The organism is Serratia sp. P2ACOL2, assembly GCF_003691565.1.
GTDB lineage: Bacteria > Pseudomonadota > Gammaproteobacteria > Enterobacterales > Enterobacteriaceae > Serratia > Serratia liquefaciens.
Genome location: NZ_CP033162.1, coordinates 4,437,799 through 4,453,652, shown reverse-complemented (window position 1 = coordinate 4,453,652; position 15,854 = coordinate 4,437,799). Strand labels below are relative to the sequence as shown.

At 57.4% G+C, this 15,854-nt stretch carries 16 protein-coding genes; 15 read left to right on the top strand and 1 reads right to left on the bottom strand.

The window, feature by feature from the left end:
* The first annotated feature begins 47 nt into the window (after positions 1 to 47).
* The 4 genes from EBA31_RS27270 (at position 48) to rluF (ending at position 5,108) form a co-directional block, all read left to right on the top strand.
* Positions 48 to 191, top strand: a complete 144-nt coding sequence (locus EBA31_RS27270) for a virulence promoting factor (RefSeq protein WP_115058053.1) — start codon at positions 48 to 50, stop codon at positions 189 to 191.
* Positions 184 to 2,160, top strand: a complete 1,977-nt coding sequence (gene speA / locus EBA31_RS21495) for a biosynthetic arginine decarboxylase (protein ID WP_041414938.1) — start codon at positions 184 to 186, stop codon at positions 2,158 to 2,160. Before EBA31_RS27270 ends, speA begins: the two co-directional genes overlap by 8 nt.
* A 940-nt stretch (positions 2,161 to 3,100) precedes the next feature.
* Positions 3,101 to 4,021: an agmatinase gene (gene speB / locus EBA31_RS21480; RefSeq protein ID WP_044553357.1), complete on the top strand. Its 921-nt coding sequence runs from the start codon at positions 3,101 to 3,103 to the stop codon at positions 4,019 to 4,021.
* A gap of 223 nt (positions 4,022 to 4,244) precedes the next feature.
* Positions 4,245 to 5,108, top strand: a complete 864-nt coding sequence (gene rluF, locus EBA31_RS21475) for a 23S rRNA pseudouridine(2604) synthase RluF (RefSeq protein ID WP_020828550.1) — start codon at positions 4,245 to 4,247, stop codon at positions 5,106 to 5,108.
* 49 nt (positions 5,109 to 5,157) lie between these two features.
* Here the strand turns inward: rluF and EBA31_RS21470 are convergent, their stop codons facing one another.
* Complete coding sequence (locus EBA31_RS21470) at positions 5,158 to 6,405, bottom strand: MFS transporter (protein ID WP_046372669.1); 1,248 nt, start codon at positions 6,403 to 6,405, stop codon at positions 5,158 to 5,160.
* Between the two features lie 395 nt (positions 6,406 to 6,800).
* Between EBA31_RS21470 and EBA31_RS21465 the strand changes: the two genes are divergently transcribed.
* The 11 genes from EBA31_RS21465 to EBA31_RS21415 all read left to right on the top strand — a co-directional run bounded on the left by EBA31_RS21465 (position 6,801) and on the right by EBA31_RS21415 (position 15,837).
* Complete coding sequence (locus EBA31_RS21465) at positions 6,801 to 7,118, top strand: non-heme iron oxygenase ferredoxin subunit (protein ID WP_020828548.1); 318 nt, start codon at positions 6,801 to 6,803, stop codon at positions 7,116 to 7,118.
* 2 nt (positions 7,119 to 7,120) lie between these two features.
* The gene (locus EBA31_RS21460) at positions 7,121 to 7,429 is read left to right on the top strand and encodes a recombinase-like helix-turn-helix domain-containing protein (protein ID WP_122080167.1); all 309 of its coding nucleotides are present in this window, start codon (positions 7,121 to 7,123) and stop codon (positions 7,427 to 7,429) included.
* 20 nt (positions 7,430 to 7,449) lie between these two features.
* Positions 7,450 to 8,493, top strand: a complete 1,044-nt coding sequence (locus tag EBA31_RS21455) for an aromatic ring-hydroxylating dioxygenase subunit alpha (protein WP_041414935.1) — start codon at positions 7,450 to 7,452, stop codon at positions 8,491 to 8,493.
* Positions 8,490 to 9,245: an SDR family oxidoreductase gene (locus tag EBA31_RS21450; RefSeq protein ID WP_020828545.1), complete on the top strand. Its 756-nt coding sequence runs from the start codon at positions 8,490 to 8,492 to the stop codon at positions 9,243 to 9,245. The genes EBA31_RS21455 and EBA31_RS21450 overlap by 4 nt, the downstream gene beginning before the upstream one ends.
* A gap of 24 nt (positions 9,246 to 9,269) precedes the next feature.
* Positions 9,270 to 10,064, top strand: a complete 795-nt coding sequence (locus tag EBA31_RS21445; protein WP_020828544.1) for an IclR family transcriptional regulator — start codon at positions 9,270 to 9,272, stop codon at positions 10,062 to 10,064.
* Between the two features lie 169 nt (positions 10,065 to 10,233).
* Positions 10,234 to 11,175 (top strand): VOC family protein, encoded by a 942-nt coding sequence (locus tag EBA31_RS21440; protein WP_115058058.1) that lies wholly within the window; start codon positions 10,234 to 10,236, stop codon positions 11,173 to 11,175.
* The gene (locus EBA31_RS21435; protein ID WP_122080166.1) at positions 11,172 to 12,383 is read left to right on the top strand and encodes an NAD(P)/FAD-dependent oxidoreductase; all 1,212 of its coding nucleotides are present in this window, start codon (positions 11,172 to 11,174) and stop codon (positions 12,381 to 12,383) included. The genes EBA31_RS21440 and EBA31_RS21435 overlap by 4 nt, the downstream gene beginning before the upstream one ends.
* Positions 12,384 to 12,407: 24 nt before the next feature.
* Positions 12,408 to 13,670: an MFS transporter gene (locus EBA31_RS21430; RefSeq protein WP_122080165.1), complete on the top strand. Its 1,263-nt coding sequence runs from the start codon at positions 12,408 to 12,410 to the stop codon at positions 13,668 to 13,670.
* Between the two features lie 33 nt (positions 13,671 to 13,703).
* Positions 13,704 to 14,228, top strand: coding sequence for a cupin domain-containing protein (locus EBA31_RS21425; protein WP_020828540.1), 525 nt, complete (start codon positions 13,704 to 13,706; stop codon positions 14,226 to 14,228).
* Positions 14,228 to 15,046 (top strand): alpha/beta fold hydrolase, encoded by an 819-nt coding sequence (locus EBA31_RS21420; protein ID WP_122080164.1) that lies wholly within the window; start codon positions 14,228 to 14,230, stop codon positions 15,044 to 15,046. Before EBA31_RS21425 ends, EBA31_RS21420 begins: the two co-directional genes overlap by 1 nt.
* Positions 15,043 to 15,837, top strand: coding sequence for an SDR family oxidoreductase (locus EBA31_RS21415; protein WP_122080163.1), 795 nt, complete (start codon positions 15,043 to 15,045; stop codon positions 15,835 to 15,837). Before EBA31_RS21420 ends, EBA31_RS21415 begins: the two co-directional genes overlap by 4 nt.
* Positions 15,838 to 15,854: the final 17 nt, after the last annotated feature.

Genomic DNA, 15,854 nt, shown 5'->3' with positions numbered 1-15,854 from the left:
TTTCTTGACCCGATTCACGAGGTTTGAACAGGGTGTCTTACAATTATATGAGTAATAAACCGATCGCTGACCGCGAACGGCAGTTTTATTCGCTGCCGCAAGGGCGGTTTGTTGGGTTGTTCTCGCGGGTTGTAGCTGCGATAGTGGCTGACTGTATCGTCAGTACGCGATGTGAGGCGAGTAATGTCTGATGATCTTTTGATTCACCGTCCGTCAGCAACGGGCGAATCTATATCTTTGCGCTCCATGCAGGAGGTTGCCATGAATGATCGTGATGCCAGCAAGATGCTGCGCACTTATAACGTCGCCTACTGGGGCAACAATTATTATGACGTCAATGAACTGGGCCACATCAGCGTGTGCCCGGATCCGGACGTCCCGCAGGCACGTGTCGATCTGGCCGAGCTGGTGAAGCAGCGTCAAAACGACGGTTTACGCCTACCGGCACTGTTCTGCTTCCCGCAGATCCTGCAGCACCGTCTGCGTTCGATCAATGCCGCGTTCAAACGTGCGCGTGAGTCGTTCGGCTATGAAGGTGGCTATTTCCTGGTTTACCCGATCAAGGTAAACCAACATCGCCGCGTGATTGAATCTCTGGTCAATTCCGGCGAACCGCTGGGGCTGGAAGCCGGCTCCAAGGCCGAACTGATGGCGGTGCTGGCGCATGCTGGCATGACCCGCTCGGTGATCGTGTGTAACGGCTATAAAGACCGTGAATATATCCGTCTGGCGCTGATCGGCGAAAAGCTGGGGCACAAGGTGTACCTGGTGATCGAGAAGATGTCCGAGATCAACATGGTGCTGGAAGAGGCCGAGCGGCTGAACGTGGTACCACGCCTGGGCGTGCGTGCGCGTCTGGCGTCGCAAGGCTCCGGTAAATGGCAGTCGAGCGGCGGCGAAAAGTCCAAGTTCGGTCTGGCAGCCATTCAGGTACTGAAGCTGGTGGAAACCCTGCGTGAAGCGGGCCGTCTCGACAGCCTGCAACTGCTGCACTTCCACCTGGGTTCGCAACTGGCCAATATTCGCGATATCGCCACCGGCGTACGTGAGTCGGCGCGCTTCTACGTCGAACTGCATAAGCTGGGCGTGAACATCCAGTGCTTCGACGTGGGCGGCGGTCTGGGCGTAGATTATGAAGGTACCCGTTCGCAGTCCGACTGTTCGGTGAACTACGGCCTGAACGAATACGCCAACAACGTGATCTGGGGCATCGGCGACGCCTGTAATGAACACGGTTTGCCGCACCCGACGGTGATCACCGAATCCGGTCGTGCAGTGACCGCGCATCATACGGTGTTGGTATCCAACGTGATCGGCGTTGAACGCAACGAATTCAGCGAACCATTACCGCCTGCTGAAGACGCGCCACGTGCGCTGGAAAGCATGTGGGAAACCTGGCAGGAAATGAACGAGCCGGAAAATCGCCGCTCGCTGCGTGAATGGCTGCACGACAGCCAAATGGATCTGCACGACGTTCATACTCAATATGCACACGGCATGTTGGATCTGACCAAGCGTGCCTGGGCTGAGCAGCTGTATCTGAACATCTGCAACAAGATCCAGCAGCAGTTGGATCCGAGCAACCGTGCACACCGCCCAATCATCGACGAACTGCAAGAGCGTATGGCTGACAAGTTCTACGTCAACTTCTCGCTGTTCCAGTCGATGCCGGACGCCTGGGGTATCGATCAGCTGTTCCCAGTACTGCCGCTGGAAGGCCTGGATAAGCCGCCGGAAGGCCGCGCGGTGCTGCTGGACATCACCTGTGACTCGGATGGCACCATCGATCACTACATCGACGGTGACGGCGTGGCGACCACCATGCCAATGCCGCCGTACGATCCGGAAAACCCGCCGGCGCTGGGCTTCTTTATGGTTGGCGCCTATCAGGAGATCCTCGGCAACATGCACAACCTGTTCGGCGACACCGCCTCGGTTGACGTGTTCGTGTTCCCTGACGGTACGGTAGAAACCGAGTTGTCCGATGAAGGCGATACCGTTGCCGATATGCTGGAATACGTGCAGCTTGACCCTACCGCACTGTTGGCCAAGTTCCGCGATCAGGTGAAAGAAACCGATCTGGACAGCGAACTGCAGGCGCAGTTCCTGGAAGAGTTCGAAGCCGGTTTGTACGGTTATACTTATTTAGAAGATGAATGAATAAGTAGAGCGCTTCTGAAAGGCCGGGCATCCAACGGATGTCCGGCCTTTTTTATACCCTGATGCCTGACCGGCTATTTTATTTACTCATCTTTCAATTTTAGGACGTGTTTTTTCCACCAGCGGCTGGTAACGAATAAATATCCAGACGCGATAAGGAAAGAGTAACCTAGCGTTTTAAGCATTATGCCGGTGCTAATGGTTTCCCCTTTAACCAGAAAGACAAGCGCATAGCAAAGAAAGAAAAGCGAAAATATTTTGAGAAATTTTATAATCACTACCGCCCCCTACAGATGCTGATAAGCGCGTTCATTACTACCACAGCGCTTGTTCACCCACAAGGCGCTGATAAAAATAGTCTACGGCGATCATGGATACGGGAACATAGATAAGCACTACCTCTATGGATATTTCATTCAGTGAGTCAAATTTAGAACAAAGATAACCCAACGGAATACTTGATAAGAAAGTGAGAGTTTCTAGCGTGATATAAAGTTTTTTGTTTTTAATTATTCGCCGTTGGCGCACAGGCATAATATTAAACATGGCTTTACTGATCTCGTGTTATCTAAAGGTGTAAAAATTACTTGTTAACATTTCTGTTGAACTATTTTTAATAAAGTGGGTTGCATAATTAACCTATATATTTTTCTTGCCAGCTAAAGGGATCAAAATCACATAGTTCAAACCTCGGCGGACGGCAACGGTCACACGACGGTAGGATTCAGGGTATATACTGGCTAACGACGAGCAGCCGATATGATGATGTGCGCTCTTGAAGCGCGAGCGAAATGCGGCGATAATCTGCTGCATAGGCAGTACTGAAACAGATTTCGAATGGATCCCTTTCTCGTCGGGCTAACGACGCGGGAGGGATTTTTTTTTGCCAGCGTCTGTGTGATTTTTCAACAGGCGAAACGTTGAAATATGAGGGTTTACTATGAGTACCTTAGGCCATCAGCCCGATAATTCCTTAGTGTCCAATGCCTTTGGTTTCCTGCGCTTTCCGCTGAACTTTATGCCTTACGACAGCGATGCAGAGTGGGTCATCACCGGCATTCCATTTGACATGGCAACCTCCGGCCGCGCCGGTGGCCGTCACGGTCCGGCGGCAATCCGTCAGGTTTCCACCAACCTGGCCTGGGAAGGCAACCGCTGGCCGTGGAACTTTGACCTGCGCGATCGTCTGAATGTCGTCGATTGCGGCGACGTGGTGTTCAACTTCGGCGATGCTCAGGACATGAGCGACAAGCTGCAGGCGCACGCGGAAAAACTGCTGAAAGCCGGCAAGCGCATGCTCTCCTTCGGCGGCGACCACTTTGTGACTCTGCCGTTGTTGCGCGCACACGCCAAACATTTCGGCAAACTGGCACTGGTGCACTTTGATGCCCATACCGACACCTATGCTAACGGCAGCCAATACGATCACGGCACCATGTTCTTCCATGCGCCGAACGAAGGCCTGATCGATCCAACTCGCTCGGTGCAGATCGGTATCCGTACCGAGTTCGACCATGACAACGGCTTCACCGTACTGGACGCGGCACAGGTTAACGATCGTAGCGTTGACGATCTGCTGGCTCAGATCAAACAGATCGTCGGTGATATGCCGGTTTATCTGACCTTCGACATCGACTGCCTGGATCCGGCATTCGCACCGGGTACCGGTACGCCGGTCATCGGCGGGTTGACGTCCGATCGTGCACTGAAACTGGTGCGCGGCATGCAGTCGCTGAACATCGTCGGTATGGACGTGGTAGAAGTCGCCCCGGCGTATGACCAGTCCGAAATTACCGCGCTGGCTGCGGCGACCCTGGGTCTGGAGATGCTGTATCTGCAAGCGGCTAAAAAAACCAAATAAGTTCCTAATAGTATTAACAGGCGGTTATGGGCGGTAAGCCGAGTCGCTTGTAACGGTACCATAGAGAAATACACACAACCGGTATCTATATACCCTATGGATTTCAAGTCGCAGCTAGGCACCCAGCTCGCTCATCCCCAGGAGCTTACTTTTGTAAGTGACTGGGGTGGGGGAGTGCAGGTAACAACGCTGTGACTTGAAAGACAACGGGTATGGAGAAAACATGCTGACCAAGCCTTCCACACGTCTTAACAAATATATTAGCGAGAGCGGCATCTGCTCTCGCCGCGACGCCGATCGTTATATCGAACAAGGCAACGTTTTTATCAATGGCAAGCGCGTTACGCTTGGCGATCAGGTATTCCCAGGGGACGTCGTCAAGGTCAACGGTCAGCTGATTGAACCTCGTAACGAAGACAACCTGATCTTTATCGCGCTGAACAAGCCGGTCGGGATCGTCAGTACCACTGAAGAGGGCGAGAAAGACAATATCGTCGATTTCGTCAACCACAGCACCCGTATCTTCCCGATCGGACGCTTGGACAAAGACTCGCAGGGGCTGATCTTCCTCACCAATCACGGCGATCTGGTGAACAAGATCCTGCGTGCGGGCAACGACCATGAAAAAGAATACCGGGTGACGGTCAACAAACCGGTCACCGACGACTTTATCCGTGGTTTGGGTGCCGGCGTGCCAATGCTGGGTACGGTGACGAAAAAATGCAAAGTGAAGAAAGAAGCGCCCTTTGTGTTTCGCATCGTGCTGGTACAGGGGCTGAATCGTCAAATTCGCCGCATGTGCGAGCATTTCGGCTATGAGGTCACCAAGCTGGAACGCACTCGCATCATGAATGTGAGCATGGCAGGTTTGCCACCGGGTGAATGGCGTGATTTAACCGACGACGAACTGGTCGAACTGTTTAAGTCGATAGAGGGTTCCACTTCGGAGGCCAAACCGGCGAAGAAAGCCAAACCGGCAGTGAAAAAACCGGCCGGCGGCGGGGCGAAAAGCGCCGACAAGCCCAGCAACAGCGCGCCTGCGCGCAAGCGCTTTGCTCAGCCGGGTCGTAAAAAGAAAGGGCGCTGAGGCCCGGTAACATAAATACGGATCGGGGCGCATGTGCGCCCCGACTGCTTTACGCCCGCCTGGCTTCTCGCGTCATCCGCATCCGGCCAAACAGCACACAGCCCGCCAACAGCGTCACTAGCTGCGACACCATTAGCACCGCAAATCCTGAAGACACCTTGCCCTGGCTAGCCATTACCATGCCCATAATCATCGGCACAAACGCCGAGAACATATTGCCGATGCCGTTAATCAGTCCGTAGGCGCTGCCGACCGCCTGCGGCTGCGCATAATGTTGCAACAGGGTTGGGATCGCCGCCCCCTGAGCCCCCCAGCAGGCATTGGCCGCCAGCAGGAAGAAAGCAATCCAGCCGAGCTGATGACTGTGCATCACGCCATAGATACACAACGCAGTTGCCGCACCGCCAAAGGCGAAAATCAACGGTGCCTGATAGGGGCGAATGCGGTCAAGCAGCACGCCGCCGAGATATTTGGAGGCGATGCTGACGATAAACGGCAGCGAAGCCATCCAGCCCATCTGTTTGATGGAGAATCCTTTCTCGTCGGTCAGGTAAGCCGGCAGCCAGGAACTGGAGCCCCACAGGTAGCTCAGGGTCGCGATCTCGATCAGCATGATCCAACCCAGCATCGGGGTATGCCAGGCCAGGGCGAAGGTGTGCCAGACACGGCTCAGAACCGGCTGAGGATCGACGGCGCTCAGCGGTAACGAGCGCGGATGGATAAACAACCGCACCAGCGCTAGCCCCAGCAGCAGGTTGATCAGCGCCAGCAGATAGAAAGAGACCGCCCAGCCGAAGTGTGCCATCAGGAAACTGACCAGTGGAAAGCCAATCACCAGGCCCAGAGAAACGCCCAATGTGCTGACGGCATTGGGTTTACCGCGCTCATCGGCGGCGAAGTGATCGCCGATGTACATGGTTTTCAATGAGAACAGCGGCCCTTCGCTGACGCCAAGCAGTGCGCGTACCGCAAACAGCAGCAATAACGACCCCGCCAGCGGTGAGGCGGCAGTCAGTAGCGCCCAGAGCACAATGCTGAGCGTCAGCGCGCGGCGATAGCCCATCAGGGTTTCCAGAAAGGGCGTCAGCAGCATGGCGGAAAGCCCGTAACCGAGCAAAAACACCGTCATCAGCATGCCCTGATGCGCACGGTTACCGTCGAGCTGAAAGTGTTGCAAGAAGTCGGGGTTGACCAGCATCACGGCAATATTGACCCGATCGGCATAGGCGATGACGATCAGAAACAGCAGGGCCACTACCCCGAACCAGCGTTGACGTTGTTGCACAATGCGCTCCATGTACGCTCCTTTGGCGGGCGAATAACGAATTTAGACAGCAGTAAACTAACCCGCTGATTTCACAGTGGTGAAAAGCAGGTTTGAGCCGTTTTTATGTAAATTTATTGTTATCAAAAAGGGTGTTTCAGACAGCGAGATAGCACTTTTACTCGCATTGCATTAGCCAGATCAACGTCTTTTTATCCATGAATTAGTGATAGAAAGCACAGATTTCATCAGTTTTTCATATCGATGCATTTTTTCGTGATCCTTCCCGCATTTGTCATGTTTAAACAACTTTCCATTAACAATTGCCGCTTTGCTCTCTTGACGAAAGTTTCACCAGACTTATAGTGAGTGTATTAAATAAGAAACTGAGTTTCATATATGAAACAATCAGATAGAGGACAAAAGCAATGAGCTGGACGAAAGTGTGTGAAGTGTCTCAGGTGAAAGAAGATTTTCCTTTCTCCGCCAACGTGGAAGGGAAAGAGGTCGGGGTGTATCTGATCGACGGCAACTATTACGCGCTGGAAGACGTTTGCCCACATGCCTATGCCTTGCTCAGCCAGGGGTTTGTTGATGACGGCAAGGTCGAATGCCCGTTGCACGAAGCATTGTTCGACGTACGTACCGGCCAATGCCTGCGTGAGCCAGGCGGCCGCGATCTGCAAACCTATGCCACCCGGGTGATCGACAATCAAATCCAAATCACCTTTATTGCGGAGGAGTAATCATGCAGCACATCACCGATTTCAATCCCTGGCTGCCGGACACCCAACAGGTGATCCCGGCGCGCGAAGGCGGCAATGGCCAAATCCATCAGCCGGGCCAATTTCAGAACGTCATCTGGCAAACCCGCGCTCGCGTACCCGACGGTTTCGAGACTGCGTTGGTCACGGCGCTGGAAGAGATCTTCGATCAGGGTGCAGAAGAGCTGGAGCAGATCGTTAGCGCCCTGAATCAGCGTCGCCTGTTCGATCGCAATGGCCAGCCGTGGAATCAGACGGCGTTCCGCGAATTCCTTCACGTTAACGGTTTCTGAGCAGCATCCGGGAGAAGACAATGACAGCAAACACAACATCCTCCGCACAGACCTTACAGGACTATCTCGACCAGGGGCTGCGCGGCATGTGGTATCCGGTGCTGGCCAGTTGGGAAATCGGCAATAACCCGGTGGGCATTACGCGGCTGGAGCAACAGATTGTGGTGTGGCGCGACGGCGACGGCGCGATCCATGCGCTGGAAGATCGCTGCCCGCATCGCGGTGCGCGCCTTTCTATGGGCTGGAACCTGGGCGATCGCATCGCCTGCTGGTATCACGGCGTGGAAGTGGGTGGCGACGGTACGGTAAAAGACGTGCCGGCGGTCGATCGTTGTCCGCTGGTGGGGCAGAAATGCCTGCGCTCTTACCCAGCCAAAGAAGCCTACGGTGCGGTGTTCCTCTATTTCGGTGTGACGGCGGATGAAGAGCCAGCTGAATTGACCTTCCCGCCGGAACTGGCGGACGAAGCGGCCTACAGCAACTTCCTGTGCACCGCCAGTTGGGACTGCAATTACCAGTACGCGCTGGAAAACGTGATGGATCCGATGCACGGCACCTACCTGCATTCGTCCTCGCACTCGATGGCGGAAGGGGATCGCAAGGCGGACATGGCGTTGGAGCCGACCGACAACGGTTTCATCTTTAAGAAGAATGGTCAGATCGGCGTTAACTTTGACTGGGTGGAGTTTGGCAGCAGCGGCGCCTACTGGATGCGTTTGTCGATCCCGTACAAAAAGCGCTTCGGGCCGGGCGGTCACTTCTGGATCATCGGCATGGTGGTGCCGGAAGATAAGGATCACTGCCGGGTGTTCTTCTGGCGTATCCGTAAGGTGAAAGACTGGCAGCGTGACATGTGGCGCTTTATGTATCGCAACCGCCTGGAGTCGCTGCACTGGGACGTACTGGAGCAGGATCGTATCGTGCTGGAAAATATGGCCCCGAACGCGCGTGGCCGCGAGTATCTGTATCAGCATGATGTGGGGCTGTCTCGCTTGCGCCGCATGATGCAAAAAGAAGCGCAGAAGCAGCTGGCGAAACTCAGTGAGCTGGAGGCGGCGCAGTGAACGGCTTGCTGACGGGAAAACGCATTGTGGTGACCGGCGCGGCGCGCGGGCTGGGGCGGAGTTTCGCCGCAGCCATCAGCGAGGCCGGTGCCAGAGTGGTGATGTGCGATATTCTGGCGGATGAACTGGCAGACAGCGCCGCGAACCTGCGCGAGCAGGGCGCACAGGTTGAAACGCAGGTGATCGATTTGGCCGAACCGGCGTCGATCAGCGCGGCATTCAACGCCATTGCCGAAGGCGGTGCGATCGACGGGTTGGTGAACAACGCGGCGCTGGCTACCGGCGTCGGTGGCAAAACCATGATGGAATACGATATCGATCTGTGGGATCGGGTGATGCAGGTCAACGTACGTGGTACCTGGCTGGTGAGTCAGGCAGCGGTACCCCTGTTGGCGCAAACCCCACATGCCAAGATCGTTAACGTGGCTTCGGATACCGCACTGTGGGGCGCACCGCGCCTGATGGCTTACGTGGCCAGCAAAGGAGCGATCATCTCCATGACCCGCTCAATGGCGCGTGAACTGGGTCCGCAGGGGATTTGCGTGAACGCAATCGCACCGGGACTGACGCGGGTAGAGGCCACCGAATACGTGCCCGCCGAGCGTCATCAACTGTACGAACAAGGGCGTGCATTGGCCGGGGCACAGCACCCTGACGACGTTAATGGCTCGGTGCTCTACCTGCTGTCGCCGTTGGCGAATTTCGTGACCGGCCAACTGTTGCCGGTTAACGGCGGCTTTGTTTTTAACTAATCAACCTTTAGCCAGGAGCAGCACATGGCGGACGATCAAGCGTGTAAATATCTGATCCCAGGACTGGATCGCGGGTTACAACTGTTGCTGGCGTTTGGCGAGCAGCATAAGGAAATGACTTTTGCCCAATTGCATCGCCTGGTCGACATGCCAAAGGCTACCGCCTATCGCGTGGTGCAAACTCTGGAGCATCTGGGTTTTCTGGAGCGCAACCCACGGACCAACACCTTTGCGCTGGGCATCAAAGTGCTGCGCCTCGGCTTTGAATATATCGCTTCTCTGGACGTTGCCCAGGCCGGTCAGCCGGTGATAGAGCAACTGCGCGATCGCAGCCAGTGCAGCAGTCATCTGGCGATCCGTGATGAGCGCGACGTGATCTACATCGCCCGCGTCAGCGCCGCCGGTTCGCAAATCAATCAGGTCAGCGTCGGCACCCGCCTGCCGGTGCACCAAACCTCACTGGGCCGCATGCTGCTGACCAGCGCTACCCGCGACGAATTCGACCAGCTCTATCCGCAGGAACAATTGCCGGGCAGCGGTCCGGGGACCCCGGCAGATCGTGAAGCGCTGTGGCAGATGGTGCAGCAGGATAAGGCGCGCGGTTATGTGATTGGCGAGTCGTTTTTCCGCCATGGCATCTCTTCGATCGTCTATCCAATCTTTAACCGCGAGCAGCGGGTCGAGGCCGTGGTCAGCATCATGGTGCCGTTCGATGAGATCCCAAAAGCAGATCGCGAACGGCTGCGCATGGAAGTGCGTGACGCCGCAGAGAAAATCTCCGGCTTTCTGGGCGCGCCGCCGCAGGCTAACGTCGGCTAACTGACAACCCCTTGTTTTCGTAGGGGGGCTGCAAGCCGCGTTCGCATTAATCGGGGCGACTGTATTCGTCCCCTACCAATGAATCAGGCAGGGATAAGGCTCATGGCAAACAGGGGCCGGGGTTTGTCATGCCTGAAAACCGCATTCAGCGAGAACGTGAGGCACAACAATGAGCGTAATCGGAATCGAAAAACTGGAATTTGGCGTCGAAGATCTGCCAACCTGCGAAAAATTCATGCAGGACTTCGGCCTGCAGGCGGCACAACAGCACTGGGGCGAACGCCAACGTGAATTCACCACCCTGAGTGGGGCGCGCGTGGTGCTGCATCCGTTGCAGAGCGAGACCTTGCCGGCGGCGTTTGAGGGCGGTTCGACTCTGCGCCGCATGACCTGGGGCGTGGGCAGCCCGGCGGAATTGGCCGCTTTGCAGCCGCTGTTGGCGCAGATGCCGGGCTTCCGTCAGGTGGGGGAAGAGCTGGAATGTATCGATCCGAACGGTATGACGCTGCGCTTTAGCGTCAGCCAACAGCGCGAAGTCGATTTACCGGTATCGCCGATCAACCAATGGGGAGATGTGCGCCGCATCGATCAGCCCAGCCCGGTATATGCGCAGGCACAGCCGATCAATATTGGCCACGTGGTGTTCTTCGTCGAAGATCTGGCCGCCACCGAACGTTTCTACCGTGAGGTACTGGGCTTCCAGGTCTCGGATCGCTATATCGATCGGGCAGTGTTCCTGCGCACTCAGGCGCGCGGCGGGCATCACAACCTGTTCCTGCTGAAATTGCCGAATCGTCCACGTGGCCTGAATCACGTAGCTTTTACCGTGCGCGACATCCACGAGGTGATCGGCGGCGGTATCGCCATGAACAAAGAGAAGTGGAGCACCTTTATCGGCCCCGGTCGCCATCCGATTTCCTCAGCCTATTTCTGGTACGTCAACAGCCCGACCGGCGGCGCGTTTGAGTACTACACCAACGATGACTATCTGACTGAAAACTGGCAGCCGCGCGAGCTGGAACACTCGCTGGTGTCGTTTACAGAGTGGGCGGTGGAAGGGGGGATCGACCACGATACGCGCCGCCAGCAGAAAAAACCGGAGGCGCTATGAGCCAGCCAGAAGCGGCGGGGATCGTCATTATCGGCGGTGGCCAGGCCGGCGGTTGGGCGGCGAAAACGCTGCGCGATCGTGGCTATGCGGGCCGGCTGACGGTGATCAGCGACGAACCCTATGACTTTTATGAACGCCCGCCGCTTTCCAAGGCGGCGTTGCTGGACGGCGAAGCGCCGCTCAGCCGATTGTTCAGCGAACAGGTGGTCGCCGGGTTGAATCTCAACTGGTGCCGGCCGTTACGTGCCGAATCCATTGATGCAAAAAAACAAATCGTCAGCCTCAGCGACGGTCGGCAGCTGCAGTTTGATCAACTGCTGATTGCCACCGGTGGCCGGCCGCGCCTGCCGGACGCCCGTTGGGCCAGTCACCCTCGGGTGATGACGCTGCGTTCCTGGGATGATGCGGCGAAGCTGCGTCAGACGCTGCAAGGATGCCGTCGACTGGCGATCGTCGGTGGTGGCTGGATTGGGCTGGAGATTGCCGCTTCGGCGCGGCGCCTCGGTGCTGACGTGACGGTCTTTGAACGCCAGCCAGCGCTGTGCATGCGCAGTGTCGGCGCGGATGTCTCCCAAGCGCTACTGGAATTGCATCAACAGCAAGGCGTGACCCTGCACTGCGGCTGCGGTGACATTCAGCTGGAAGATCGTGACGGTAGCGCCTGGATCGGCAGCGGCGTCAGCGATCCTCAGCCGTTTGACCTGGTGGTGGTGGGGATCGGCGTCGAGTTGAATCTGGAACTGGCGCGCAGTGCCGGGCTGAAGATTGACGTGGGGATCGTGGTTGACGGCCAGGGGCGCACCAGCCACCCGGCGATTTTCGCCGCCGGCGACGTGGCGCGTCACCCGACGCTGGGCCTGTGCCTGCAGTCCTGGGCCTATGCGCAGAATCAGGCGATCAGCACCGCTTGCGCGATGCTGGACGCCTTTGCCGCCCCTTACGATGACGTGGCCTGGCTGTGGTCGGATCAATACGATGCCAATATCCAGATCCTCGGCGTGCCGACCGGTGGCGTGCACCATGTGGTGCGGCGTACGCCGCAATCGCAGGTGTTCTTTACGTTAAATGCCGATCGTCAGTTGGTGCAAATGGTGGCGTTTAACGACGCTCGTACCATCAAGCTGGGCAAACGCTGGCTGGCCAGTGGGCGCGTGCTGGAACCGCAGCAGTTGGCGGATGCGGAGTTTTCTTTGATGGCGTTGAAATAACGCCCGTAACCTCGGGAGCGTTTCATGACTACGCAAGAGATTGACGCCCGCGCTGAACGGGTGGGGGATGGTGTTGCCGAAAATCCGCAGCAACGAGTGCGCTGGTCGGTGCCCATCGCGCTGTTTGCCTGCGTGCTGCTGGCGTTTTTCGACAAGATCAGCATCGCGGCGCTGTTTTCCGATACTGAATTCCAGCAGGCGCTGGGCATCAGTTTTGACCCGGCGCGGCTGGGGTTGCTGATGAGCGCGTTTTTGTTCTCCTACGGCATCTCTTCGATGTTGCTGAGCGGAATTGGCGACCGCTTGAACCCGGTCAAGGTGCTGATTGGCATGATGGTGGTGTGGGGCGTACTGATGGTGCTGATGGGCATGACGCGCTCTTATCACAGCATGATGACGCTGCGCATTTTGCTCGGCATTGCCGAAGGTCCGCTGCTGCCAATGGCCTACGCCATCATTCGCCAGGCCTTCCCGCAGCGCCTGCAGGCACGCGCCACCATGTTGTGGCTGCTGGGTACGCCATTGGGCGCCGCGCTCGGCTTCCCGGTTACGCTGTACATCCTTAACACCTTTGACTGGCAGACCACCTTCTTCTTTATGGCGTTCCTGACGCTGCCGGTGATGCTGCTGGTGCTGTTCGGCATGCGTCATCTCAACGTGTCACGCCCCGCGGCGGCTAGCGTTTCCAAACCGGCTATTGCCGAACGTAAACAGCATCGCCATGAACTGCTGCGCAATCCGCATTTTTGGATGATCTGCCTGTTTAACATCGCCTTCCTGACCTACCTGTGGGGCATGAACGGCTGGCTGCCGAGCTACCTGATCAAGGGCAAAGGTATTCATCTGGAACACGCCGGTTATCTGTCATCGCTGCCGTTTATCGCCATGCTGCTGGGCGAAGTGGTCGGCGCCTGGCTGTCGGACAAGCTGGATCGTCGCGCGCTGGCCTGTTTTGTCTCGCTGTGCGGCGCCGGGCTGGGGCTGGCCGTGGTGCTGCAGCTGCAGGGCACCTACAGCGTGATCGCCGCCATGGCTTTCAGCACCTTTATGTGGGGGGCCGGTGCGCCAAACATCTTTGCCCTGCTGGCGAAAGCCACCAGCAGCAAGGTCAGCGCCACCGCCGGCGGTATTTTTAACGGATTGGGCAATTTTGCCGGTGCGCTGGCACCGGTGCTGATGGGGGCGCTGATCGCCGCCACCGGCAACATGGATAACGGCTTGCTGTTCCTGGTGGTGATGGCCCTGATCGGCTGCATCATTCTGCTGCCGTTACTGAAGAAGTATTGATTTAACCGTTTGATTCAACAGAGGAGTTACAACATGTCCCAGGTTGAGAAGCAAGCTGGCGTCAAGCCGCAGGATCAATCGATTGAGCATTGGGTGGAATCGCGTATCGCCCGCTTTGAAGGCCGTAAATATGACTGGAACGCGTTGAAGTTTCAGGCCGATTACGACCCGAAATACCGCCGTGCGCAGATGCGCTACATCGGTACCGGCGCCACCGGGGTAGCCAGCGACACCAATACCATTCCGGCAGGCAACTTCACCTTCTCCACCATGGTGCTGCCTTCGAAGTGCGAGGGCCCGTTGCACCTGCACGATGACGTGGAAGAGGTGTTCTTTATGCTGAAGGGCAGCATCACGCTGATGATCCAGGACGGTAGCGAATATTACGAAACCAAGCTGAAAGAGCGCGATCTGATCTCGGTGCCGGCCGGAGTCTACCGTGGGTTGTTCAACCACGGCGAAGAAGAGGCGTTGATGTGCGTGATGCTCGGTACCGCCAAACCGGAAACCCCGACCTACCCGGCGGATCACCCGTTATCCAAAGTGAAACGCAACTGATGAACGGCCTGGCGCAACGTCAGCAGGCGCGCTGCGGGGAGTTTACCCTGAGCTGGCGCGAGGCGGGTCACGGTCGCCCGGTGGTGTTGCTGCACGGCATCAGTTCCGGTTCGGCTTCGTGGATCAAGCAGTTCAATGACTCGGGGCTGGCCGACGGTCATCGCTTGCTGGCCTGGGACGCCCCAGGCTACGGCGGCAGCCTGCCGCTGACGATCAGCGAGCCGGATGCCGCAGCCTACGCCGCCGCGCTGGCGGCGCTGGTGGCGCACTTGCAGTTGGAGCAACCGCTGATCGTCGGCCACTCGCTCGGTGCCTTGATCGGTAGCGCCTATGCTGCCGGTTATCCCGACGGATTATGTGGGCTGGTGCTGGCGGATCCGGCGCAGGGCTACGCCAACGCACCGCTGGAGAAACGCCAACAGGTTTATAGCCAGAGAAAACAGATGATTGAGCAGCTTGGGCCGCAGGGCTACGGCGAGCAGCGGGCGGCGGCGTTACTGCGTGAAGCTGCGGATCCCCAAGATATTGCCTGGGTACGCAACGGCATGCAGCAGCTGGATCCCGAGGGGTTTCTTAATGCCGCCTGGATGCTGGCCAACGACGATATCGGCCGCTATCTGGCGCAGTACCGCGGCCCGTTGCAGGTGTGGTGCGGTGACTGCGATCGGATCACGCCACCGGAAGCGGCGGCGGTGCTGGCGCAACAGCAGGACGCGGCACTGCGCCTGATTGAGGGGGCCGGGCACGCCAGCTATCTCGATGCGCCGGGGCAATTTAACCGCTATCTGCAGGATTTTACGGGAGCAATTCAACCATGAATTTTCAGCTTGAGAAACGGGTCGCGGTGGTCACCGGCGGTTCGTCGGGCATCGGTTTCGAAACCCTGCGTCTGCTGCTGGCGGAAGGCGCGAAGGTGGCATTTTGCGGCCGCAATCCGGACAAACTGGCCGGTGCCGAAGCCAGCCTGCGCCATGAGTTTCCGCAGGCGGAGATCCTGGCACTGTGCTGCGACGTGCTGGATGAGTCGCAGGTAACGCAGTTTGCCGCCCAGGTGACTGCACGCTTCGGCGGCGTAGATTTGTTGATCAACAACGCTGGCCAGGGGTTCGTTGCGCATTTTGATCAAACGCCGCGCACCGCCTGGCTGCATGAGGCGGAGCTAAAGCTGTTCGGCGTGATTAACCCGGTGCAGGCATTTTTGCCGGCGTTGGAGCGTTCGGATATCGCTTCCATCACCTGTGTGAATTCGCTGCTGGCCTTGCAGCCGGAAGAACACATGATCGCTACCTCGGCGGCGCGTGCGGCACTGCTAAACATGACGCTGACGCTGTCGAAAGAGCTGGTGGACAAGGGCATTCGCGTCAACTCGATCCTGTTGGGCATGGTGGAGTCCGGCCAGTGGCGTCGCCGCTTCGACGAGCGCAGCGATAAAGATCAAAGCTGGGAGCAGTGGACGGCGGCGATTGCCGAACGACGCGGCATCCCGATGAAACGCCTGGGGAAACCGCAGGAGCCCGCACGGGCGCTGTTGTTCCTGGCTTCGCCTATGGCGTCCTTTACCACCGGGGCCGCGCTGGACGTCTCCGGCGGCTTTAACCGCCATCTTTAACCGCAGAGGCTGAAAAG